This is a genomic window from Streptomyces sp. A0958, assembly GCF_004795035.1.
Classification (GTDB): Bacteria; Actinomycetota; Actinomycetes; order Streptomycetales; family Streptomycetaceae; genus Streptomyces.
Window position 1 is genome coordinate 149225 of the sequence record NZ_SSBK01000009.1, and the last position, 21279, is coordinate 170503.

Sequence of the window (21279 nt, forward strand, 5' to 3'; positions counted from 1 at the left end):
CCCCCGCCACGGGGCACCGGCCACCTGTGACCAGGTGGCCGACGATTCGGTGGCGCTACGCGCGTAGCACCGGGACCGGGAAGCGCCCGGCGCGGTACCTTTTTGCGCTCCACCCCCACGCCGCCCACCGTCCCCACGCCGTCATACCGTTCTTCCCGTCCTCACCGTCCCCGCCCTCCGCTCCTGCCAAGGAGAGTGCGCCATCAACGCGTCCAGCAGTCCCCATGCCGTGGAGCTCCGCGGCATCACCAAGCGGTTCCCCGGGGTCGTGGCCAACCACGACATCGACATCACCGTGCGCCGCGGCACCGTCCACGCCCTCGTCGGTGAGAACGGCGCAGGCAAGTCCACTCTGATGAAGATCCTGTACGGCATGCAGAAGCCGGACGAGGGCACCATCGCGGTGGACGGCGAACAGGCCACGTTCTCCAACCCGGGCGACGCCATCGAGCGCGGCATCGGCATGGTGCACCAGCACTTCATGCTCGCCGACTACCTCACCGTCCTGGAGAACGTCGTCCTCGGCTCCGAGAAGCTGTACGGCATCGGCGACCGGGCCCGCGCGAAGATCAAGGAGATCTCCGAGGCGTACGGCCTCGGCGTCCGCCCGGACGCCATGGTCGAGGACCTCGGCGTCGCCGACCGCCAGCGCGTGGAGATCCTCAAGGTCCTCTACCGCGGCGCCCGCACCCTGATCCTCGACGAGCCCACCGCCGTCCTCGTACCGCAGGAGGTCGAAGCGCTCTTCGACAACCTGCGCGAGCTCAAGGCCGAGGGCCTGACCGTCATCTTCATCTCGCACAAGCTGGGCGAGGTGCTGTCGGTCGCCGACGAGATCACCGTCATCCGGCGCGGCACCACCGTCGGCACCGCCGACCCGAAGCACACCACGACCAAGCAGCTCGCCGAGCTGATGGTCGGCAGCGAGCTGCCGTCCCCGGAGACCCGCGAGTCGACGGTCACCGACACCCCCATGCTGACCGCCGACGGCCTGCGGCTCACCGCGACCGACCCGGACGGCGCGGTGCGCGCCGTGCTCGACGGCATCACCTTCACCATCCACAAGGGCGAGGTCCTCGGCATCGCCGGCGTCGAGGGCAACGGCCAGTCCGAACTGGTCGACGCGATCATGGGCATGCGCACCCTCGACGCGGGCACCCTCACCCTGGACGCCACCGACATCACCCGCACCCCGACGCGCAGGCGCCGCGAGGACGGCATGGCGGTCATCCCCGAGGACCGCCACCGGCACGGACTCCTCCTGGAGGCCCCGCTCTGGGAGAACCGCATCCTCGGCCACGTCACCGAACGCCCCAACAGCAGGGGCGTCTTCCTCGACACCGGGGCCGCCCGCGCCGACACCGAGCGGATCGTGCGCGAGTACGACGTACGCACCCCCGGCATCGACGTCACCGCGGCCTCCCTCTCCGGCGGCAACCAGCAGAAGCTGATCGTCGGCCGCGAGATGAGCCACTCGCCCAAGCTCCTGATCGCCGCGCACCCCACCCGGGGCGTCGACGTCGGCGCCCAGGCGCAGATCTGGGACCAGATCCGCGAGGCGCGCCGCGAGGGACTGGCGGTGCTGCTGATCTCCGCCGACCTGGACGAGCTGATCGGGCTCTCCGACACCCTGCGCGTCATGTTCCGCGGCCGCCTGGTCGCGGACGCCGACCCGGCGGCGATCACCCCCGAGGAGCTCGGCTCCGCGATGACGGGCGCCGCCACCGGCCGCCTGGAGGCACCGGAGGAGGGCGGAGCGACCGCCGCCCCCGCCGCGGACGCCACGGACGACGACACCGACCCCCGCGAAGGGGGAGAGGACCGATGAAGAAGATCGACAAGGAGCGGCTGCTCCTGGGGATCGCGGCCCCCGTACTCGCGATCGTGGTCGCCTTCCTGGTGACGGCACTCGTGCTCGCCGCCACCGGCAAGGAACCGTTCAACGCCTTCGGCATCATGTTCGACTACGGCCTGAAGTCGGACAGCCAGGTCTACATCCTGAACAAGGCGACGACGTACTACCTCGCGGGTCTCGCGGTGGCCGTCGGCTTCCGGATGAACCTCTTCAACATCGGCGTCGACGGGCAGTACCGCCTCGCCGCCTTCTTCGCCGCCGCGCTCGGCGGCGCGCTGACCCTGCCCGGCGCCCTGCAGATCCCGCTGATCATCCTCACCGCGATGATCGTCGGCGCGATGTGGGCCGGGATCGCCGGTCTCCTCAAGGTCACCCGGGGCGTCAGCGAGGTCGTCTCGACGATCATGCTGAACTCCATCGCGACCGCGATCATCGGCTACCTGCTCCAGCAGAACCGCCTCGGCCACCTCGACAAGGCCGGCACCAAGATCTCCACCAAGCCGCTCCCGGAGTCCTCGCACTTCTTCGAGTTCCCGACGACCCCGACGCCCATCTGGGGCTTCATCGTCGTCGCCGTCGTCGCGGGCGTCGCGTACTGGTTCACCCTCTCGCGCACCCGCTTCGGCTTCGACCTGCGCACCGTAGGCCAGTCCGGCTCCGCCGCCGAGGCCAGCGGCGTCAACGTCCGCCGGATGGTCATCACCTCGATGCTCATCTCGGGCGCCGTCGCCGGCCTCATCGGCATGCCGACGCTGCTCAACGACAGCCACGAGTTCAGCGGCGACTTCCCCGTGGGCATCGGCTTCACCGGCATCGCCATCGCACTCCTCGGCCGCAACCACCCCATCGGCATCGCGCTCGGCGCACTGCTCTGGGGCTTCCTGGAGCGCGGCACCGGAAAGCTGGAGTTCGAGGGGTACGACAAGGAGATCGTCGGCGTGATCCAGGGCGTCATCGTCCTGTGCGTCGTCATCGCCTACGAAGTCGTCCGCCGCTACGGACTCAAACGCCAGCAGAGCAAGGTCGGCGCGGAACTCGCCGCACAGGCCGCCCGTAACTCCGACCAGCAGGAGGTGTCGGCGTGACCGTCACGGCGACTTCCACCCCGCCCCCCGCGGCCCCCAAGGTCTCCGGCGGCAAGAGCGGCCGCACCCGCCTCTCGTTCCCCGTCGTCCTGCTGATCATCGCGGGCGCCCTGCTCGCGCTGTCCGCCGTACGCGCCATCACCGGCGCCCAGGACGTCACCTCGGCCGGCCAGATCAGCGCCGCCCTCGCCATGGCCGTACCGATCGGCCTCGCCGGTCTCGGCGGCCTCTGGGCCGAACGCGCCGGCGTGGTCAACATCGGCCTCGAAGGCATGATGATCCTCGGCACCTTCTTCGGTGCCTGGGCCGGCTGGCAGACCAGCCCCTGGCTCGGCGTCCTCGCCGGCGTCGTCGGCGGCATGCTCGGCGGACTGCTCCACGCGATCGCGACCGTCACCTTCGGCGTCGACCACATCATCTCCGGCATCGCGATCAACATCCTGGCGCTCGGCTTCACCACCTACTTCGCCAAGCTCTGGTTCAACACCGGCGAAGCGGCGGCCAAGGGCGGCTCCCCGAAGCAGTCACCACCGGCCGACGACATCACCTCGGTGACGATCCCGGGCCTCTCCGACTGGCTCCACTCCGTCGAGAAGCACCACTGGTTCTTCGTCTCCGACCTCGCCGGCATCATCGGCGGCCTCGTCACCAACGTGTCGCTGCTGACGATCCTGGCCGTGGTCCTCTTCGTGGCCACCTTCTTCATCCTGTGGAAGACCGCCTTCGGCCTGCGGCTGCGCTCCTGCGGCGAGAACCCGGTCGCCGCCGAATCGCTCGGCGTCAACGTCTACACGTACAAGTACATCGCGGTGATCGTCTCCGGCGGCCTCGCCGGACTCGGCGGCGCCTTCCTCTCCCTGGTCACCTCGCACATCTACAACGAGGGACAGACCGGCGGACGCGGATACATCGGTCTCGCCGCGATGATCTTCGGCAACTGGCGCCCCGGCGGACTCGCCATGGGCGCGGGCCTGTTCGGCTTCGCCGACGCGCTCCAGCTGCGCAACGGCGGCGAGTCCGTCCACGCGCTGCTCCTGCTGCTCTTCGTCGTGCTCGTGGGCATCGCCGGCTGGAAGCTCTACCGCAAGAGCTTCGTGCAGGGCGTCGTCAGCGCGGTCATCGCGGCCGCCGTCCTGGTCTGGTACCTCGCCACGGACTCCGTGCCCACCGAGTTCGTGAGCGCCACGCCGTACATCGTCACGCTGCTCGTCCTCTCGCTCTCCGCGCAGCGGCTGCGGATGCCGAAGGCGGACGGCATGCGCTACCGCAAGGGCCAGGGCAAATGACGCCCCCCGCCCTGACCGGGGCCGACTGGGACACCCTGCGGGCCGCGGCCCGGGACGCCATGTCCCGGGCGTACGCCCCCTACTCCGGCTACCCGGTCGGCGTCGCCGCCCGCGTGGACGACGGCCGCACGATCACCGGGTGCAACGTCGAGAACGCCTCGTACGGCATCGGCCTGTGCGCCGAGTGCGGCCTGGTCTCCCAGCTGCACGCCACCGGCGGCGGCCGGCTGACCCACTTCACCTGCGTGGACGGGGCGGGCGAGATCCTGGTCCCGTGCGGCAGGTGCAGGCAGCTGCTGTACGAGTTCGGCGGACCGGAACTCGTCCTGGAGACCCCGGACGGCTTCCGCACCCTGGACGAGATGCTGCCCCAGGCCTTCGGCCCGTCGCACCTCGCCTAGCACCCGCCGGGTGGGCCCCATACAGGGGCCCACCCGGCATCTTTTCCCCTCTCTATGCGCGTAGAGTCAACGAGACCGACTCACGTGTACGTACCGGCCGGAAGGACTCCAGACCATGGACGCCATCTCCGTCATCCGCACCAAGCGGGACCGAGGCGAGCTGACCCCCGAGCAGATCGACTGGGTCATCGACGCGTACACCCGCGGCGAGGTCGCCGACGAGCAGATGTCCGCACTGGCCATGGCGATCCTGCTGAACGGCATGAACCGTACGGAGATCGCCCGCTGGACCGCCGCCATGATCGCCTCCGGCGAGCGGATGAACTTCGACGCGCTCTCCCGCCCCACCACCGACAAGCACTCCACCGGCGGCGTCGGCGACAAGATCACCCTCCCGCTCGCCCCGCTGGTCGCCGCCTGCGGCGCCGCCGTACCCCAGCTCAGCGGCCGGGGCCTCGGCCACACCGGCGGCACGCTCGACAAGCTGGAGTCCATCCCCGGCTGGCGCGCCCACCTGTCCAACGCCGAGATGCTGGACGTCCTCGACACCACCGGCGCGGTCATCTGCGCGGCGGGCGACGGCCTCGCCCCCGCCGACAAGAAGCTGTACGCGCTCCGCGACGTCACCGGCACCGTCGAGGCGATCCCGCTCATCGCCAGCTCGATCATGTCCAAGAAGATCGCCGAGGGCACCGGCGCCCTCGTCCTGGACGTCAAGGTCGGCTCCGGCGCCTTCATGAAGACCCTGGACGACGCCCGCGAACTGGCCTCCACCATGGTCGCGCTCGGCACCGACAGCGGCGTCCGCACGGTCGCCCTGCTCACCGACATGTCCACCCCCCTCGGCCTGACCGCGGGCAACGCCCTGGAGGTCCGCGAGTCCGTCGAGGTCCTGGCCGGCGGCGGCCCGAAGGACGTCATCGACCTCACCGTCGCCCTCGCCCGCGAGATGCTGGACGCGGCCGGCCTCAAGGACGCCGACCCGGAGAAGGCCCTCGCCGACGGCTCCGCCATGGACGTCTGGCGCCGCATGATCTCCGCCCAGGGCGGCGACCCCGACGCCGAACTCCCGGTCGCCCGCGAACAGCACGTCATCAAGGCATCCTCCTCGGGCGTCCTGACCCGCCTGGACGCCTACGACATCGGCGTCGCCGCCTGGCGCCTGGGCGCGGGCCGCGCCCGCAAGGAGGACCCGGTCCAGGCCGGCGCGGGCGTCGAACTCCACGCCAAGCCGGGCGACGAGATCACCGCCGGCCAGCCGCTGCTGACGCTGCACACGGACACCCCGGAGAAGTTCGACTACGCCCTGAAGGCACTGCCCGACGCCTACGACATCGCCCCCTCGGGCACCCCGTTCACGGCCACCCCGGTGGTGCGGGAACGCATCGCCTGACCTGCGGTTTCCCCGTACGGGTAAACGGGACCGGCGGACTGCCGCCGGTCCCGTTCGGCGTGCTGGACGTCGGTGACGCACCGAAGGCAGGAGACCGCCATGAGCGCACTCACCGTCGATCCCGCGCCGGGCGCCGAGCTGTTCCCGCTCCTCGACCCCCGGCACTCCGGCCGCCCCACGGCCACGCTGTACGGGGAGCCCGAGAGCGGCACCTACCGCGTGCTGGACACGGTCGAGTACGGCGGGGGGCTGACGCTGCCGGAACCGTTCGGTGTGGACCTGGACACCGGAGTCTTCCCCGTCAGCTGATAAGGGCCGGGCGGCGCGATGAGTTTCCGGCGCGGCTCCGGTCTGTCTGGGCATGGAAGCCCCCCCGCCGGCCGCGCTCATCGTCTCCGGGCACGTCACGCGTGACGCCGTACCGCGCCTGTGTGCGGACCTGGAGGCACTGCTGGCCGCGTCGCCGGGTGCCGCTGCGGTGGACTGCGACCTGAGCGGTGTCGTCCGGCCGGACCTGACGACGGTGGAGGCGATCGCCCGTCTGTCCCTGACCGCCCGCAGGGCGGGCGGCAGACGGCTCCGGCTGCGCGGAACACCACCGGAGCTGCGAGCGCTGCTGGATCTGGTGGGTCTGGGCGAGGCTTGATCGGATGCCGCCCCGGGAAAGCGAGCCCCAACGTTCCCGGACGGCACGCCGTCCCGGCGGCCTGCGCGTACTCGGGCCGGGCCGGCCGGGAACCCCGCCACCAACCCCGCTCTCACGCCCCCTCGTCGTCCAGATGATCCGGCAACCCGAACAGCGGGAACCAGCGCGGGGTGTCCAGGAAGCAGTGCATGCCCGTGATCGCGCCGTCCGAGATGTCGATGACCTGGACCGCCCACGGCACGAAGCCGGGGCCCTCCGGGTTCGGCTTGTAGTGGGCGAAGGCCGGGGCGCCGTTGGCGGAGGTGGCGATCAGGCGGGAGCCGGCGCAGGCCGCGCCGATGGATGTCATGAAGCCGGTGATGTCGTCGTGGCCCCGGAGCCAGAGGTCGAACGGCGGCATCGTCATCACCGCGTCCTCGTGGAGCAGCGCGGTCAGGGCCTTCATGTCGTAGCCCTCGAACGCCGCGACATACCGCTCCAGCAGCTTGGCCTGCTCCTCGTCGAGAGGGTTGGCGGCGTCGGCGGCCACGGTCTCGTGGTCGGTGAGCGTGGCGCGGGCGCGCTGGAGGGCGCTGTTGACCGAGGCGACGGACGTGTCGAGCAACTCCGCGACCTCGCTCGCCTTCCACGCCAGCACCTCGCGCAGGATCAGCACCGCGCGCTGCTTCGGCGGCAGGTGCTGGAGCGCGGCGACGAAGGCCAGCCGTACCGATTCGCGCGCCACCGCCGCCTCGGCCGGGTCCTCGATCGACGGGATGATCCGGCCGTCCGGCATCGGCTCCAGCCAGGTGTTCTCCGGCAGCGGGTTGAGCGCGGCCTGCGCGAGCGGCGTCGGGCCCGACAGGTCGACGGGTCTGGCCCGCTTCTTGCCCGCGTTCAGCATGTCCAGGCAGACGTTCGTCGCGATGCGGTACAGCCAGGACCGCAGCGAGGACCGGCCCTCGAACTTGTCGAAATTGCGCCAGGCCCGCAACAGCGTGTCCTGGACCGCGTCCTCCGCCTCGAAGGCCGAGCCGAGCATCCGGTAGCAGTAACCGGTCAGCTCGACCCGGTGCCCCTCCAGACTGCTGTCGATGTCGCCCGCCGCACCGGCCCCTGTCCCCGTCCCGGACCCCGCTGCCGCCGCCGCTGTCAGATCACTCATCGCCCGTTCACCCCTGTTGCTCTGTGACACCGCTCACTTCCACCAGCACTTCGGAAGCTACAGCAGGGGACTGACAACGGGGGTGGGAAGAGCGGGAGGCGGTCAGGTCCCCGGCTTGCGCCCGTACACGTAGACGTCGTCGCCGTTCTTCAACAGGCTCCAGTACGACTTCGCGTCCGCGGTACGCATGTTGACGCAGCCGTGCGACCCCGGCGGGTTCCACATCTTCACGCCGACCGCGTGGAACGCCTGGCCGCCGTCGAAGAACTGGGAGTACGGCATGGACACGTGGTAGATCGACGACACGTGGTTCTTGTGGCGCCAGTAGATCTTCTTGGCGCCGGTCCGGGTCTCGTACTTGTCGCGCCCGGTCCGCACCGGCACGGGCCCGAACTTCAGCTTCCTTCCGTCCTGAATCCAGCTGATCTGCCGGGTCAGGTCCACGCACGCGATGCGCCCCTTGCCGGTGGGGCACTTCCCGGCCTTGTTCGGGTTCTTGCCGGCCGCCCTCTGCGCGGTGAGCGTCTGCATGGTGCGCCAGGTGACGGTCCCCGCGTAACCGATGGCCGGGGTGACCCCGTACGTGCTCTGGAACGACCGGATCGCCTTGCAGTCGGCCGCGGACTGCTTGCCGTCCGCCTTCCGGTGCAGGTACTTCTCGACCTGCTTCTGGTACGGCCCCGTGGACGTCGTGCAGGACGCCGCCTGGGCGGTGCCGCCCGTACCGAGGACGAAGGCCGGTATCGCGGTCAGACCCGCGACGGACAGGACGAGCCCGCGCCGGACCCGTATGCCCCCCATGTCTCGTATGTTGCGCATGTTCTTCCTGACTCCCATGTACGCCAACTCCCCTTCGTGCGCACTGCGGTGATTCCGCCTGCTAGATGCGCGAAGGGGAGCGGTTGGTTGTGCGCCGAATGTCTCAGTTGTGTACGGGGGCGGCCGACACGGGCCGCAGGCGTTCGGCGCGGGCGGCCCGCGTCCCGGACAACGTGATGGTCACGACACCGAGGACCGCGAGCAGCCCCAGCGTGACCGTGCCCGCCCAGCCGCCCGCGTGGAAGGCGACCGCACCGAGCGTGCCTCCCGCGCTGGAGCCCAGGTAGTACGCCGACTGGTACAGCGCGGAGGCCTGGGCGCGGCCCGTGGTCGCCGTACGGCTCACCGAGGACGAGGCGACCGCGTGCCCGGCGAAGAAGCCGGCCGTGATCAGGACGAGGCCGAGGAGCACGGCGGCCAGCTGGTCGGCCAGCGAGAGCAGCAGACCGGCGGCCGTGGTCGAGACGGCGAGGTACAGCGCACCCCGGCGCCCGAGCCGGGCGACGAGCCGCCCGGCCGCGGCGGAGGAGACCGTACCGACCAGATAGACCAGGAAGATCGAGCCGACGATGCCCTGCGGAAGGTTGAACGGCGCCTCCACGAGCCGGTAGCCGATCACCGTGTAAACGGCACCGAACACCGTCATGAACAGCGCGCCGATCGCGTACAGCCGCCGCAGCAGCGGATTGGCGAGGTGCGCGCCCACGGTCTTCGCCAGGGCCTTCGGGTTCAGCGACCCGGGGGCGAAGTGCCGGGCGCGCGGCATCATGAAGTGGAAGACGACCGCGCAGACCACGGCCAGCAGCCCGACCGCGCCGAGCGCCGCGCGCCAGCCCCACAGCTGGGCGATCCAGCCGGTGAGGATGCGGCCGCTCATCCCGCCGATACTGTTGCCGGCCACGAACAACCCGATCGCGGCGACGAGAGCCTTCGGCCGCACCTCTTCCGCCAGGTACGCCATCGCGGAGGCGGGCAGTCCGGCGAGCGCGGCGCCCTGGACGGCGCGCAGCGCGATCAGCCAGCCCAGGGACGGGGCGAACGGTACGAACAGCCCGACCGCCACCGCGACCACCAGCGAGGCGGTCATCATCTGCCGCCGCCCGAACCGCTCGGACAGCGCGCTCATCGGCAGTACGCACAGCGCCAGCGCGCCCGTCGCGGCGGAGACCGTCCAGCTCGCCTGCCCGGCCGTGGCGCCGAAGGAGGCGGAGACTGCGGGCAGCAGCGCCTGCGTGGAGTAGAGGAGTGCGAACGTCGCGACACCGGCGGCGAAGAGGGCGAAGCTCATCCGGCGGTAGCCGGGGCGCCCGGGTTCGAGCCGGTCCGCGGTGGCGGTCTCGGCTGCGACGGTGGCGATGACGGGGGACGACTGGGTCGAGGCGGCCACGGCGAGCGTGGACGCCCCGGTACTGGCAGGAGGCATGCGACGAACGTAGGCCGGAGGTCATTCATGCGTCCAATGCACAAACAACGAATAATCAATCCCATGGCGCATCAACGCAGCTCACAGCCACGGCTGTCACAGAGCAGTTACGAAGAAGACATCCGCGCGGTCCTCGCGCCCCGCCTCGCCTACTTCGAGGCGGTCGCCCGCCACGAGCACGTCACGCGCGCCGCACACGAGCTGGGCGTCCCGCAGTCCACACTTTCACGGGCCATGGTGAGGCTGGAGGACGACCTGGGCGTCGCCCTGTTCGCCCGCAAGGGCCGCACGGTCTCCCTCACCCCGGCCGGCCGCACCTTCCTCGGCTCGGCCGAGCGCGCTCTCGCCGAGGTGGAGAAGGCCGCCGACTCGGTACGCGCCGACGCCGACCCCACCGCGGGCAAGGTCGCCTTCGGCTTCCTCCACACGATGGGCTCCGAAACCGTCCCCGCCCTCATCCGCGCCTTCCGCGCCGACCACCCCCGGGTCCGCTTCCAGCTCGTCCAGAACTACGGCGAAGCCATGATCGAACGCCTCCGCGCCGGCGGCCTCGACCTCTGCCTCACCTCCCCGGTCCCGGACGCCCCCGACCTCGTCGCCCGCCGCCTGGACGAACAACGCCTGCGCCTGGTCGTCCCCGACGACCACCGCCTGGCCGCCCGCCGCCGCATCCGCCTCGCCGAAGCCGCCGACGAGACCTTCGTCACCCTCGAACCCGGCTACGGCCTCCGCCGCATCACGGACGACCTCTGCACGGAGGCCGGCTTCGTCCCCCGCGTCGCCTTCGAGGGCGAGGAGGCGGAGACCCTGCGCGGCCTGGTCGCGGCGGGCCTCGGCGTGGCCCTGCTCCCGCCCCCGGCGGTGGCCCGGCCGGGAGTGGTCGAGCTGACGGTGACGGCGCCCCGGGCGGTGCGGGAGATCGGGGTGGCTTGGCTGGACGGGCACCCGGATACGGCTCCGGTGGCGGCGTTCAAGCGGTTCTTGTTGTCGCGGCGGGGGAGTTTGCTGGGGTAGTGAGGGGTGCGCTGGACGTGGTCGGGGTCGACGGCTCCCGCCTCGCGGTTGGTGCGGTGGCGCCGGAGAGCACTGCCGAAGCGTCCCGAGGTACCCGGCACGGTGTGCGAATACTTCGCGGCCCGCCCCGGCCGAAGGTGTGGTCAGGGAAATTCTGATGCGTGTGGGGGCCTTGGAGTTTGTCCCAGCCCACGTCTCCACATGTCTCGGAGCGGGTCACCAGCCCCCCTGCGGCCCCGACGGATACCATCCCCGCGAGAGTGCGGGGAGCAGTTGTACGCGGCAGACTCGTCGGGGCCATCCCCGCTGTTGCGAGGAGCGGAGGGGCTTACTTGCCTGCTCCGAGTATGCCTTGGATGACGGTCCGGACGAATCGTGCCCCGTAGCCGCCACTTACCGATGCAAGGGTGCCGAGAAGAACGCATGCGCCGAGTAACCGGGCCACTTCATTGACGGAGGCTCCCGCCAGACTGAGAACCGTCCCGAGCGTGGCGATTACGCTCACCGTCACCGCTCGCGCCAGGGAGGCGCAGGGGTGCACCAAGTGGTCGGCATGTTGCGGTCTTTCTGCGGTGGTTCGCTGAGTGACGTCCATCCGATCCTGCCTGTCTGAGGGTGCACGGTGTGCGCCGATGTGAGGCGAGGCTAGGGCAGGGTGAACAGACTCGTCGTTCAATCAAGGGCTTTGACGGGTTTTCGGCCAGCACATTGGCGTGATCGCTCGTTACGGACCAGCTGGAACTTGAGCAATCGCGACATTTGCCCGTCTGGTCACTGCCGGCATGGTGGGGAAACCTCGTGGAGTGGCATGTCAGTGCGGCAATGGGCAGGGGTGCGGTTGCCGACCAACCCGGTCCACGTCGCTGTCGCCGGAGACAAGACAGCCCCTGTGGCCGGTCAGAGGTGCTGCAAGCTGTTGAGCAGCCGAAGTAGTAACCGGGGATCGGACTGCGGCAGCAGAATGTTCGTAACTGCCCCGTTGACACGAGTCGGGAGCGGTGGAGCTGGGCCGTCCAAGGCCAGCTCGGCCCACACGACCTTGCCTCCTGTCTTCGGAAAGAAGTGGCCGGCGTGCATCGCGAGCGTTTCGACGATGATCAGCCCTCTCCCATCCTCCGCCCACTCCTCAGCGCCTCTTTGTGCTCGAACGGGCGGTTCCGGCGAGTTGTCCCACACTTGGGTGGTCACGGAGCGGCCGTGACCATAGATGCCGAGGTGAACGAGAGGAGGTCGGGTCGGCTGTGATGAAGGCGCAGCTTGAATCGCTGGTCGAAGACAGCCGACGAGCCAACGTGCAACTCCAGGTCCTGCCGAGGGAAGACCCCATGAACGCCTGCCTTTTCGGCCCGTTCGTGATCATGGGTTTCCCGGCTTCCGCGGAGACTGAGATCGTTTATACGGAGTCACCTACCAGCACGCTGTATTACGAGGAGGTGCCCGACGTGGAGACATACACGAAGTTGTTCCGGCGGCTCAACATGGCGGCTGCAAACGTCAGCAAGTCTCGGGCGCTCATCACGGACGCCATAAGGGAAATGGGAAGATCATGAAGCCGTGCGATGGGTTCTCTTCGGCTGCCGGAGTGGAGTGGGTGAAGTCCTCCTACTCGGGAAACAACGGAAATTGCGTAGAAGTGGCCGTGCTGCCTGACGGCGGTCGTGCACTGCGTGACAGTAAGAATGTCTATGGACCCATGCTGGTGATCACGGCTGATGAGTTCAGTGCCTTCTTGCGTGGTGTTGCGGCGTGGTGCTCAGCTGACAGTCAACCCGCGCACTGACACTGTCTTGTACGGGTTCTCAGTGGGTCTCCGGGGCCATCCCCGCGCGTGCGGGGAGCAGACCGGCGTCGGCGGCGGTGCCGGACCGGGACCATCCCCGCGCGTGCGGGGAGCAGTTGGCGCTGGCGGATGGCGACGAGGTCGTCATGGGACCATCCCCGCGCGTGCGGGGAGCAGGGAACGTCCGCGCTCGGCGCCGCCGGGGTGCCGGGACCATCCCCGCGCGTGCGGGGAGCAGAAGTCGGCTGTGGGTCGGTCGCCTCGCGGCGTGGGACCATCCCCGCGCGTGCGGGGAGGCAGGTCGCGGAGTACGCGGAGCAGATGACCCCGTTGGGACCATCCCCGCGCGTGCGGGGAGCAGGCCGTGCAGCGGCGCAGGACCGACTTGGGGTTGGGACCATCCCCGCGCGTGCGGGGAGCAGCAGGTGAGGTTCACTGCCTCTTCCGCGTCGTTGGGACCATCCCCGCGCGTGCGGGGAGCAGAACCCGCAAGGAGAACTGACTGTGGCCAACACGGGACCATCCCCGCGCGTGCGGGGAGCAGTTGTGGAAGACGTCGGCAGCCGCCTTCGCGACGGGACCATCCCCGCGCGTGCGGGGAGCAGTCGACCGCGTTCTTCCGGGCGCGGATCTTCTTGGGACCATCCCCGCGCGTGCGGGGAGCAGAACCCGGAGGCGCCGCCGCCCCAACCGGTGTCGGGACCATCCCCGCGCGTGCGGGGAGCAGATGCCGAGGCAGTACAGGACTCGGGCCTGTCGGGGACCATCCCCGCGCGTGCGGGGAGCAGTGAGCCTTGCCATTGATCACGCCTCCAGGACGGGGACCATCCCCGCGCGTGCGGGGAGCAGCCACCGCGGCCACCGCCAGGGCGGCGAACACGGGGACCATCCCCGCGCGTGCGGGGAGCAGCTCAGCACGGGCGGGCTGACGTTCCCGCTCATGGGACCATCCCCGCGCGTGCGGGGAGCAGGACGGTTTTGCCGAGGTCGGTGGCGGCCTGGCTGGGACCATCCCCGCGCGTGCGGGGAGCAGAAGCCCGGCCCGGTGACGTACGGCCGATTCAAGGGACCATCCCCGCGCGTGCGGGGAGCAGAATTTCCGAATTCTGCTCCGGGTGCCCGTCGAAGGACCATCCCCGCGCGTGCGGGGAGCAGACCAGCTGCTTATCCAGCTCGGTCACGGCGGGGGGACCATCCCCGCGCGTGCGGGGAGCAGTTGTCCAGCTCGGTCACGGCGTCGTTCCGGCGGGGACCATCCCCGCGCGTGCGGGGAGCAGATTCCAGGCGATGCCCGTTGCCCTCATGGACAGGGACCATCCCCGCGCGTGCGGGGAGCAGTGCACTGGCATAAGGGTCTTTGTCCGGGGCATGGGACCATCCCCGCGCGTGCGGGGAGCAGGAGGGGAAGTCCTCCAGGTACCGAGAGGAGTAGGGACCATCCCCGCGCGTGCGGGGAGCAGGCCTACAACGGCACTGGCAGGCCCGAACCGGTGGGACCATCCCCGCGCGTGCGGGGAGCAGATCAACAGTGATCGGCGTCACTGCCCTCGACCGGGACCATCCCCGCGCGTGCGGGGAGCAGGAACCGTCCGCCGCGGCCTGGGCGAGCCGGGCGGGACCATCCCCGCGCGTGCGGGGAGCAGGTCACCGGCCGGATCGGGCACACGCTCTCGGAGGGACCATCCCCGCGCGTGCGGGGAGCAGGGCCGGGATGCTGACCGGATCGATGGCCGGCAGGGACCATCCCCGCGCGTGCGGGGAGCAGCTGGACGTACGGTGTCGCGGCGAGCGGCGGCAGGGACCATCCCCGCGCGTGCGGGGAGCAGGAGCGGGGGCTTGGGCATGGTCTGCTCCGTTCGGGACCATCCCCGCGCGTGCGGGGAGCAGTGTGACGAAGCAGCAACAGTCACACACGTACCGGGACCATCCCCGCGCGTGCGGGGAGCAGAAGGGTAAGGGCCTCGCCGGCGCCATGCTCCAGGGACCATCCCCGCGCGTGCGGGGAGCAGGTCGTGGAACCGTCGACGCCGATCGCGCCGCTGGGACCATCCCCGCGCGTGCGGGGAGCAGGTGGAGCGGGCCACGAACCGGACGTAGATGTCGGGACCATCCCCGCGCGTGCGGGGAGCAGACCAGCGAGTTGCCGGCGACGTAGTGCTGCGAGGGACCATCCCCGCGCGTGCGGGGAGCAGTGTGTCTCCTTCGAATGTGGATGTGGTTACCGGGGACCATCCCCGCGCGTGCGGGGAGCAGATGCGGCCGGCGGTCTCGGCCTTGATGCTCCCGGGACCATCCCCGCGCGTGCGGGGAGCAGCAACGGGAATGTTTGGAAAGGCGGCGGATTGGGGGACCATCCCCGCGCGTGCGGGGAGCAGGAGAGGCTGCCGAAGAACAGTGAGCTGCGGCCGGGACCATCCCCGCGCGTGCGGGGAGCAGAACCCCTCCCGTGACCACCTCTGAGGCTTACCGGGACCATCCCCGCGCGTGCGGGGAGCAGCCCCATTAACGTCGCAGACTACAGTCATGACAGGGACCATCCCCGCGCGTGCGGGGAGCAGTTCGCACCGCCGAACGTCAGTGATCCCATGGTGGGACCATCCCCGCGCGTGCGGGGAGCAGACTGCGTGACCTGCGACTTTAGTCGGCGGGGCCGGGGTTTCTGACCACTTTCATGCAATCCGACATAACGACCTCAAGGTGCTCATTGATGGGCTAAGTAGCGCAAGTCGAAGGGGCATTGTATAGGCGACCTGCCATCCTCGCGGCCATCCTCCCCAACTCACCCGGTATTCGCACGAGTTTCATCGTATGACCATCCTGCCCCGCCCGCCCCCTGTATCCGTCTCCCATGACCACCGCAAGGCAAGGCGCCGCCCGCTCCGGGCTCCGCGCCAGACTCACCGGCCCCGCCCGTACGGTGTGGGCCAAGCATGACCGGGACTCCGACGGCTGGCTGCCGTTGTGGCGGCACATGGAGGACGGCGCCGCGATCGCCGGGCTGCTGTGGGACACGTGGTTGCCCGCCAACGTCCGGGCGCTCATCGGTTCGGCGTTCCCCGACGGACAACGCGATGCGCGACGGCTCGCCGTCTGGCTGGCCGGGGTGCACGACATCGGGAAGGCGACGCCCGCCTTCGCCTGCCAGGTCGATCAGCTCGCCGATCGCATGCGTGACGCCGGGCTGGAGATGCGCTCCGCCAAAGCCCTCGGCCCGGACCGCAGAATCGCCCCGCACGGGCTCGCCGGCCAGGCGCTGTTGGGGGAATGGCTGCGTGAGCGGCACGGCTGGGCGGTGAAGCAGGCCGGGCAGTTCACCGTTGTCGTCGGCGGGCATCACGGCGTGCCGCCGGAGCCGGGGCAGATCGCTGCCCTGCACAAGCACGGGCACCTGCTGCGCAGCCCCGGGCCGAGCCGAGACGTCTGGCGGCGGGTGCAGGGCGAACTGCTCGACGCGTGTGCGGAGGAGTACGGCGTACAGGACCGGCTGGACGCCTGGCGGGACGTACGGTTGCCGCAGACCGCGCAGGTGCTGCTCACCTCGCTCGTGATCGTCGCCGACTGGATCGCCAGCAACGCCGACCTCTTCCCGTACTTTCCGCAGGACGCCGCCCGCAGCGGTGAGGAGCGCGTGGCCGCCGCCTGGCGCGGGCTCGACCTCCCCGCCCCCTGGTCCCCGGACGAGCCCGTTGAGGACGCCCAGCAGCTCATCGCATCCCGCTTCGGTCTTCCGGAGGGTGCTACGGCCCGGCCGGTGCAGGAGGCCGCCGTCGAGCTGGCCCGTTCCATGGGTGAACCGGGGCTGATGGTGATCGAGGCGCCCATGGGCGAGGGCAAGACCGAGGCCGCTCTCGCCGTCGCCGAGATCTTCGCCGCGCGCTCCGGGGCCGGCGGCGTCTTCTTCGCTCTTCCCACCATGGCCACGGGCAACGCCATGTTTCCCCGTCTTCTGGACTGGATCGCACGGCTCCCGTCCGCCCGGGGCGCCCAGCACTCCGTACTCCTCGCCCACTCCAAGGCCGCCCTGAACGAGGACTTCGCCGAGCTGATGCGCGACAGTACCCAACGGATTGTCGCCGTTGACCTCGATGCCCCGGGTGCGCCGCACTGGCGTCCCCGTGACACGAAACACGCGGCCCTCGCCGAACTCGTCGCGCACTCCTGGCTGCGAGGGCGCAAGAAGGCCATGTTGTCGTCCTTCGTCGCCGGGACCATCGACCAGCTCCTCTTCGCCGGCCTCAAGAGCCGTCACCTTGCGATGCGTCATCTGGCGGTGGTGGGAAAGGTCGTCGTCATCGACGAGGCGCATGCCTACGACACGTACATGAGCGTCTACCTCGATCGCGTGCTGGCCTGGCTCGGCGCGTACCGGGTGCCTGTCGTGATCCTGTCCGCGACCCTTCCCGCCCGCAGACGGCGCGAACTCGTCGAGGCGTACTCCGGTGCGGAGACCCAAGGGATCGACGTCCACCTGGCGTTCGAGGAGGTCGCCGAGGCCACGGCCTATCCGTTGCTGACTGCTGTGAGTCACGGCCGTCCGCCGGTCATGCGGGGCCCCGACGCCTCCGGTCGCGGCACGAACGTCGTACTCGAACGGGTCGAGGACGACGTCGACGTCCTCGTCGGACGGCTCGCCCACGAGCTGGAGGGCGGTGGCTGCGCGCTCGTCGTACGCAACACGGTCAAGCGGGTTCTGGAGACCGCGAAGGCGCTCAGGAGCAGGTTCGGCGACGAGCACGTGACGGTCGCGCACTCGTGCTTCATCGACGTCGACCGGGCCGCCAAGGATGCGGACCTCCTCAAACGCTTCGGTCCTCCCGGCACGGCAGAGGGCCGTCCGTCGGGCCCGCACATCGTCGTGGCCAGTCAGGTGGCGGAGCAGTCCCTGGACGTCGACTTCGACCTGCTCGTCACCGACCTCTGCCCGGTCGACCTCATGCTTCAGCGCATGGGTCGCCTGCACAGGCACCAGCGTGGCGAGGGCCAGCAGGACCGCCCCGAGCGCCTGCGCCGCGCGCGCTGCCTGGTCACCGGCGCCGACTGGGACGCCGACGTGCCCACACCCGTACGGGGCTCGGTTGCCGTGTACGGGGCGTACGCGCTCCTGCGGTCGGCCGCCGCCCTCGTGCCGCACTTCGAGCAGGGGGAGGAACGTCCCGTACGGCTGCCCGATGACATCAGCCCTCTCGTTCAGGCCGCGTACGCGGACGACGCCGACTGCCCCGCCGAATGGGCGGACGCGATGGTCGATGCGCGCGACCGCCACGAGCAGCACCGCGCCGACCAGGCCGAGCGCGCGGCCGTGTTCCGGCTCGGGAAGGTGGGCGCGGCGGGCAGGCCACTGTTCGGTTGGGTCGCGGCGGGGGTGGGCGACGCTGACGACACCCGCGCCGGGCGCGCCCAGGTCCGCGACAGCAGGGAGAGTCTGGAGGTCGTCGTGGTCCAGCGGCGGGATGACGGGACGCTGGCGACGGTTCCATGGCTCGCTCCCGACCGGGACGGCAACCCGCTCGGAGGGTTGGACCTGCCCCTGGACCAAGTGCCGACCCGGCAGGCGGCGCGGGCGGCGGCGAGTTGCGGGCTGAGGCTGCCGATCCAGTTCTCGTACGCCGAAGTCATGGACCGCGCCATCGCCGAGCTGGAAGAACTGTACGTTCCCGCCTGGCAGGTGAAGGAGAGTCACTGGCTCTCCGACCAGCTGATTCTCGCGCTCGACGAGGATTGTCAGACCCGGCTGGCAGGCTTTTCCCTGAGCTACAGCGAGAGCGACGGTCTTGAGGTGACCCGTGTCTGAAACAGATGAGAACGCGGCAGGCGGGCTGTCGTTCGACCTCACCGCGGAGCCCTGGATTCCGGTTCTGCGCCCGGACGGCGAACACGTCGAACTCGCGCTGCGCCAGGTCTTCGATCAGGCAAGCAAACTGCGGCGGATCGTCGGGGACTTGCCCACCCAGGAGTTCGCCCTGTTGCGACTTCTGCTCGCCGTCGCGCACGACGCACTCGACGGACCACGGACCGTCGAGCACTGGGCGGAACTGTGGGCCGACGACGACTGCTTCGCGCCGGTCGGGGCCTATCTCGATGAGCATCGTGACCGCTTCGACCTCTTCCACGACCGTACGCCGTTCTTCCAGGTCGCCGGAGTGCACACGGCGAAGGGCGAGGTCTCGTCCCTGAACCGCATCGTGGCCGACGTGCCCAACGGGGCACCCTTCTTCAGCTCGCGTATGCCGGCGGTCGACCGGCTGACCTATGCGGAAGCCGCCCGCTGGGTCGTGCACGCGCACGCGTACGACACGTCGGGCATCAAGACCGGTGTCGTGGGCGACGACCGGGTCAAGGGGGGCCGGGTCTACCCGCTCGGGGTCGGCTGGGCGGGCAATCTGGGAGGCGTCTTCGCGGAGGGACGTACGCTGCGGGAAACCCTCCTGCTCAACATGGTGGCGCCCGCGGACACCGCCGGCCTCAGCGACTGGGAGGGCGGCGACGACCGCCCCGCCTGGCGACGCGATGCATGCGGACCGGGCGCGGAGCCCGTACGCCGTCCCACCGGCGTCCGCGACCTCTACACCTGGCAGGCCCGGCGCCTCCTCCTGCACGCCGACGGCGACGGTGTACACGGCGTGGTGCTCGGCTACGGTGACCCGCTCACCGCCCGCAACAAGCACGGCTGCGAGCCGATGACCGCGTGGCGACGCAGCGAGACGCAGGAGAAGAAACACGGCGAGCCGATCGCCTACATGCCCCGCGAGCACGACCCGGCCCGCTCGGCATGGCGAGGGCTCGCTGCCCTGATCGCGAACAGGGGCGCACCCGCACAGGGGGCGGAGGCCGCGGACTACCTGCCGCCCAGGCTCTTCGAGTGGATCTCCCAGCTGGTGACGAGCGGCGAGCTGGACGAGGGCTTCCTGGTCAGGGCGCGGATCGTCGGCGCCCGATACGGGACGCAGCAGTCGGTGATCGACGAGGTCGTCGACGATCACGTGTCCATGGCGGTGGTCCTGCTCCATGAGCGCAGGAGCGAGTATGCGGAGCAGGCGATCAGCGCCGTCACCGATGCCGAGCAGGCCGTCACCGCGCTCGGTGACCTCGCGACGAACCTCGCCCGTGCCGCCGGCACCGACAGCCAGGGGCCCAGGGCCACGGCGCGCGACTCGGGGTTCCACGTGCTGGGCACCCATTACCGGACCTGGCTCGCCGCCCTGGACGGCAGCGCGGACCCGTACGCATCACGGGCCGAGTGGCAGCGGCAGGTGCACCGGATCGTGGGCCGACTCGGGGACGGCCTCATCGACCGGGCCGGTGATGCCGCTTGGCAGGGCCGGGTCATCACGGTCAAGTCGCGCACGGAGTGGCTGAACGCCGGCCTCGCCGGCAACTGGTTCCGCTACCGCCTCGACACCTGCCTGGGCCATCCCCGGGACTCCGACCAACTGACGGACACAGGCGGTGAATCAGAAGCCACGGCTGGCGAACCAGAAGCCACGGCTGGCGAACCAGAAGCCACGGCCGGCGAACCAGAAGCCACCGTCGGCGAATCAGAAGCCCCCGCGCCTGCTGCTGCCATGTCTGTCCCCGCCGCTGCCGCACCCGTCACTGAGGGGCACGTATGACGACGACGACCATCATTCCGCTTTCGCCTCGCAAGCGAGTCGAAGAGCTCGCCGGTGAACGCATCGCCGCGTACCAACGCGGATACCTGGCCGACGAGTCGAGCGCCGTCGCGGCTCTTGCCAGGCTGCGCAGAGGCGCCGGGCAGAAGCCGGAGCGGTTGCCCGACCTGTGGAACCTTGTGGACACCTCGCCCCTGCACGTTCCGCGCGAGGATGCTCGTGAGCTGAGCGAGCCCGAGCTCGAACGCGCGGAGAACGCCCTCCACACGGCTCTCACCCTGTGGGCGCTGCATCAGCAGTCCCGCCGCGACGCGGGCATGCATCAAAGGGACGGTCGCGGGAAGCCACGCGGGGTGGGTGCCGCCGTGCGCCGCATGATGAAGCGGGACGAGATCGACGAGCCGCTGCGCAAGCGGCTGGTCCGGGCCGGTACCGCGCCGGACCTGCCCGCCCTCGCGCAGCGCTTGAGGGACATCGTTCTGCTGCTGCGCCGCGAGCAGTTCCCCCTCGACTACGCGCTGCTCGCCGGGCAGCTCTACGCGTGGCAGTGGCCGGACGGCCCCGACCATGTGCGCAGGGAATGGGGACGGTCGTTCCACGCCTGGCAGGGGGAGGAGCCGAGTGACGGCCAAGAGCCGGGTGGCGACGAGCCGACAGGCGACGAACAAGCCGCCCCCGGGCCGTAGGCCCCCGGTAGACGCCCGCCGCTGCTCTTCCGAGCCATCCACGGAACGGCACCGGCACCGGCACCCGCCCTTCGAACGACCGATGCCCCGCCGGCCCCGGCAGCATCCACACACCAGCCAGTACGACAAGGACGCCT

15 protein-coding genes, 1 pseudogene and 1 CRISPR repeat array are annotated in these 21279 nt (G+C 70.3%); of the genes and pseudogenes, 13 read left to right on the plus strand and 3 right to left on the minus strand.

All coding sequences use genetic code 11. The features are described 5' to 3' along the window. The first annotated feature begins 229 nt into the window (after window positions 1-229). From E6P78_RS12745 to E6P78_RS12775, 7 genes and pseudogenes are all read left to right on the plus strand, one after another. Window positions 230-1828, plus strand: a complete 1599-nt coding sequence (locus E6P78_RS12745; RefSeq protein ID WP_136203664.1) for an ABC transporter ATP-binding protein — start codon at window positions 230-232, stop codon at window positions 1826-1828. After that, window positions 1825-2940 (plus strand): ABC transporter permease, encoded by a 1116-nt coding sequence (locus E6P78_RS12750; protein WP_136203665.1) that lies wholly within the window; start codon window positions 1825-1827, stop codon window positions 2938-2940. The genes E6P78_RS12745 and E6P78_RS12750 overlap by 4 nt, the downstream gene beginning before the upstream one ends. Then, window positions 2937-4226 (plus strand): ABC transporter permease, encoded by a 1290-nt coding sequence (locus E6P78_RS12755; RefSeq protein ID WP_136203666.1) that lies wholly within the window; start codon window positions 2937-2939, stop codon window positions 4224-4226. Before E6P78_RS12750 ends, E6P78_RS12755 begins: the two co-directional genes overlap by 4 nt. Further along, window positions 4223-4627 carry a cytidine deaminase gene (locus E6P78_RS12760; RefSeq protein WP_136203667.1) on the plus strand — a complete coding sequence of 135 codons (405 nt, stop codon included), beginning with the start codon at window positions 4223-4225 and terminating at the stop codon, window positions 4625-4627. Before E6P78_RS12755 ends, E6P78_RS12760 begins: the two co-directional genes overlap by 4 nt. A 115-nt stretch (window positions 4628-4742) precedes the next feature. After that, window positions 4743-6020, plus strand: a complete 1278-nt coding sequence (locus tag E6P78_RS12765; protein WP_136203668.1) for a thymidine phosphorylase — start codon at window positions 4743-4745, stop codon at window positions 6018-6020. Between the two features lie 129 nt (window positions 6021-6149). Then, window positions 6150-6329: pseudogene (locus E6P78_RS12770) on the plus strand (Uma2 family endonuclease); the annotation flags it as partial. A 52-nt stretch (window positions 6330-6381) separates the two neighbouring features. Further along, complete coding sequence (locus tag E6P78_RS12775; RefSeq protein ID WP_136203669.1) at window positions 6382-6666, plus strand: STAS domain-containing protein; 285 nt, start codon at window positions 6382-6384, stop codon at window positions 6664-6666. A 112-nt stretch (window positions 6667-6778) separates the two neighbouring features. Here the strand turns inward: E6P78_RS12775 and E6P78_RS12780 are convergent, their stop codons facing one another. The 3 genes from E6P78_RS12780 to E6P78_RS12790 form a co-directional block, all read right to left on the minus strand. After that, window positions 6779-7810 (minus strand): sigma-70 family RNA polymerase sigma factor, encoded by a 1032-nt coding sequence (locus E6P78_RS12780; RefSeq protein ID WP_136203670.1) that lies wholly within the window; start codon window positions 7808-7810, stop codon window positions 6779-6781. A gap of 102 nt (window positions 7811-7912) precedes the next feature. Beyond that, window positions 7913-8629 carry a L,D-transpeptidase family protein gene (locus E6P78_RS12785; protein WP_136203671.1) on the minus strand — a complete coding sequence of 239 codons (717 nt, stop codon included), beginning with the start codon at window positions 8627-8629 and terminating at the stop codon, window positions 7913-7915. A gap of 103 nt (window positions 8630-8732) precedes the next feature. Further along, a complete protein-coding gene (locus E6P78_RS12790; protein WP_136203672.1) occupies window positions 8733-10052 on the minus strand; it encodes an MFS transporter in 1320 nt (439 codons plus the stop codon). Window positions 10053-10115: 63 nt separating this feature from the next. On the opposite strand from E6P78_RS12790, the gene E6P78_RS12795 reads away from it, so the two are divergent. The 6 genes from E6P78_RS12795 (at window position 10116) to casB (ending at window position 21142) form a co-directional block, all read left to right on the plus strand. Further along, a complete protein-coding gene (locus tag E6P78_RS12795) occupies window positions 10116-11066 on the plus strand; it encodes a LysR family transcriptional regulator (protein ID WP_136203673.1) in 951 nt (316 codons plus the stop codon). Between the two features lie 1244 nt (window positions 11067-12310). Continuing rightward, on the plus strand, window positions 12311-12616 hold the full coding sequence (locus tag E6P78_RS12800) for a Scr1 family TA system antitoxin-like transcriptional regulator (RefSeq protein WP_240799183.1): 306 nt from the start codon (window positions 12311-12313) through the stop codon (window positions 12614-12616). After that, window positions 12613-12846: a DUF397 domain-containing protein gene (locus E6P78_RS12805; RefSeq protein WP_136203674.1), complete on the plus strand. Its 234-nt coding sequence runs from the start codon at window positions 12613-12615 to the stop codon at window positions 12844-12846. The genes E6P78_RS12800 and E6P78_RS12805 overlap by 4 nt, the downstream gene beginning before the upstream one ends. A 32-nt stretch (window positions 12847-12878) precedes the next feature. Further along, window positions 12879-15465: direct repeats of the CRISPR family, unit length 29 nt; unit sequence GGGACCATCCCCGCGCGTGCGGGGAGCAG. A gap of 229 nt (window positions 15466-15694) precedes the next feature. Further along, window positions 15695-18637 carry a CRISPR-associated helicase Cas3' gene (gene cas3, locus E6P78_RS12810; RefSeq protein ID WP_136203675.1) on the plus strand — a complete coding sequence of 981 codons (2943 nt, stop codon included), beginning with the start codon at window positions 15695-15697 and terminating at the stop codon, window positions 18635-18637. After that, window positions 18630-20456 (plus strand): type I-E CRISPR-associated protein Cse1/CasA, encoded by a 1827-nt coding sequence (gene casA, locus E6P78_RS12815; protein WP_136203676.1) that lies wholly within the window; start codon window positions 18630-18632, stop codon window positions 20454-20456. The genes cas3 and casA overlap by 8 nt, the downstream gene beginning before the upstream one ends. After that, window positions 20453-21142 carry a type I-E CRISPR-associated protein Cse2/CasB gene (gene casB, locus E6P78_RS12820; protein ID WP_136203677.1) on the plus strand — a complete coding sequence of 230 codons (690 nt, stop codon included), beginning with the start codon at window positions 20453-20455 and terminating at the stop codon, window positions 21140-21142. The genes casA and casB overlap by 4 nt, the downstream gene beginning before the upstream one ends. The last annotated feature ends 137 nt before the right edge of the window (window positions 21143-21279 follow it).

Excerpts from the sequence above, each read along its gene's own strand:
- E6P78_RS12780 (WP_136203670.1), bottom strand. The coding sequence starts at position 7,810 with ATGAGTGATCTGACAGCGGCGGCGGCAGCGGGGTCCGGGACGGGGACA.
- E6P78_RS12775 (WP_136203669.1), top strand. The coding sequence starts at position 6,382 with ATGGAAGCCCCCCCGCCGGCCGCGCTCATCGTCTCCGGGCACGTCACG.
- E6P78_RS12750 (WP_136203665.1), top strand. The coding sequence starts at position 1,825 with ATGAAGAAGATCGACAAGGAGCGGCTGCTCCTGGGGATCGCGGCCCCC.
- E6P78_RS12800 (WP_240799183.1), top strand. The coding sequence starts at position 12,311 with ATGAAGGCGCAGCTTGAATCGCTGGTCGAAGACAGCCGACGAGCCAAC.
- E6P78_RS12760 (WP_136203667.1), top strand. The coding sequence starts at position 4,223 with ATGACGCCCCCCGCCCTGACCGGGGCCGACTGGGACACCCTGCGGGCC.
- E6P78_RS12805 (WP_136203674.1), top strand. The coding sequence starts at position 12,613 with ATGAAGCCGTGCGATGGGTTCTCTTCGGCTGCCGGAGTGGAGTGGGTG.
- E6P78_RS12790 (WP_136203672.1), bottom strand. The coding sequence starts at position 10,052 with ATGCCTCCTGCCAGTACCGGGGCGTCCACGCTCGCCGTGGCCGCCTCG.
- E6P78_RS12795 (WP_136203673.1), top strand. The coding sequence starts at position 10,116 with ATGGCGCATCAACGCAGCTCACAGCCACGGCTGTCACAGAGCAGTTAC.
- cas3 (WP_136203675.1), top strand. The coding sequence starts at position 15,695 with ATGACCACCGCAAGGCAAGGCGCCGCCCGCTCCGGGCTCCGCGCCAGA.
- E6P78_RS12765 (WP_136203668.1), top strand. The coding sequence starts at position 4,743 with ATGGACGCCATCTCCGTCATCCGCACCAAGCGGGACCGAGGCGAGCTG.
- casB (WP_136203677.1), top strand. The coding sequence starts at position 20,453 with ATGACGACGACGACCATCATTCCGCTTTCGCCTCGCAAGCGAGTCGAA.
- E6P78_RS12785 (WP_136203671.1), bottom strand. The coding sequence starts at position 8,629 with ATGCGCAACATACGAGACATGGGGGGCATACGGGTCCGGCGCGGGCTC.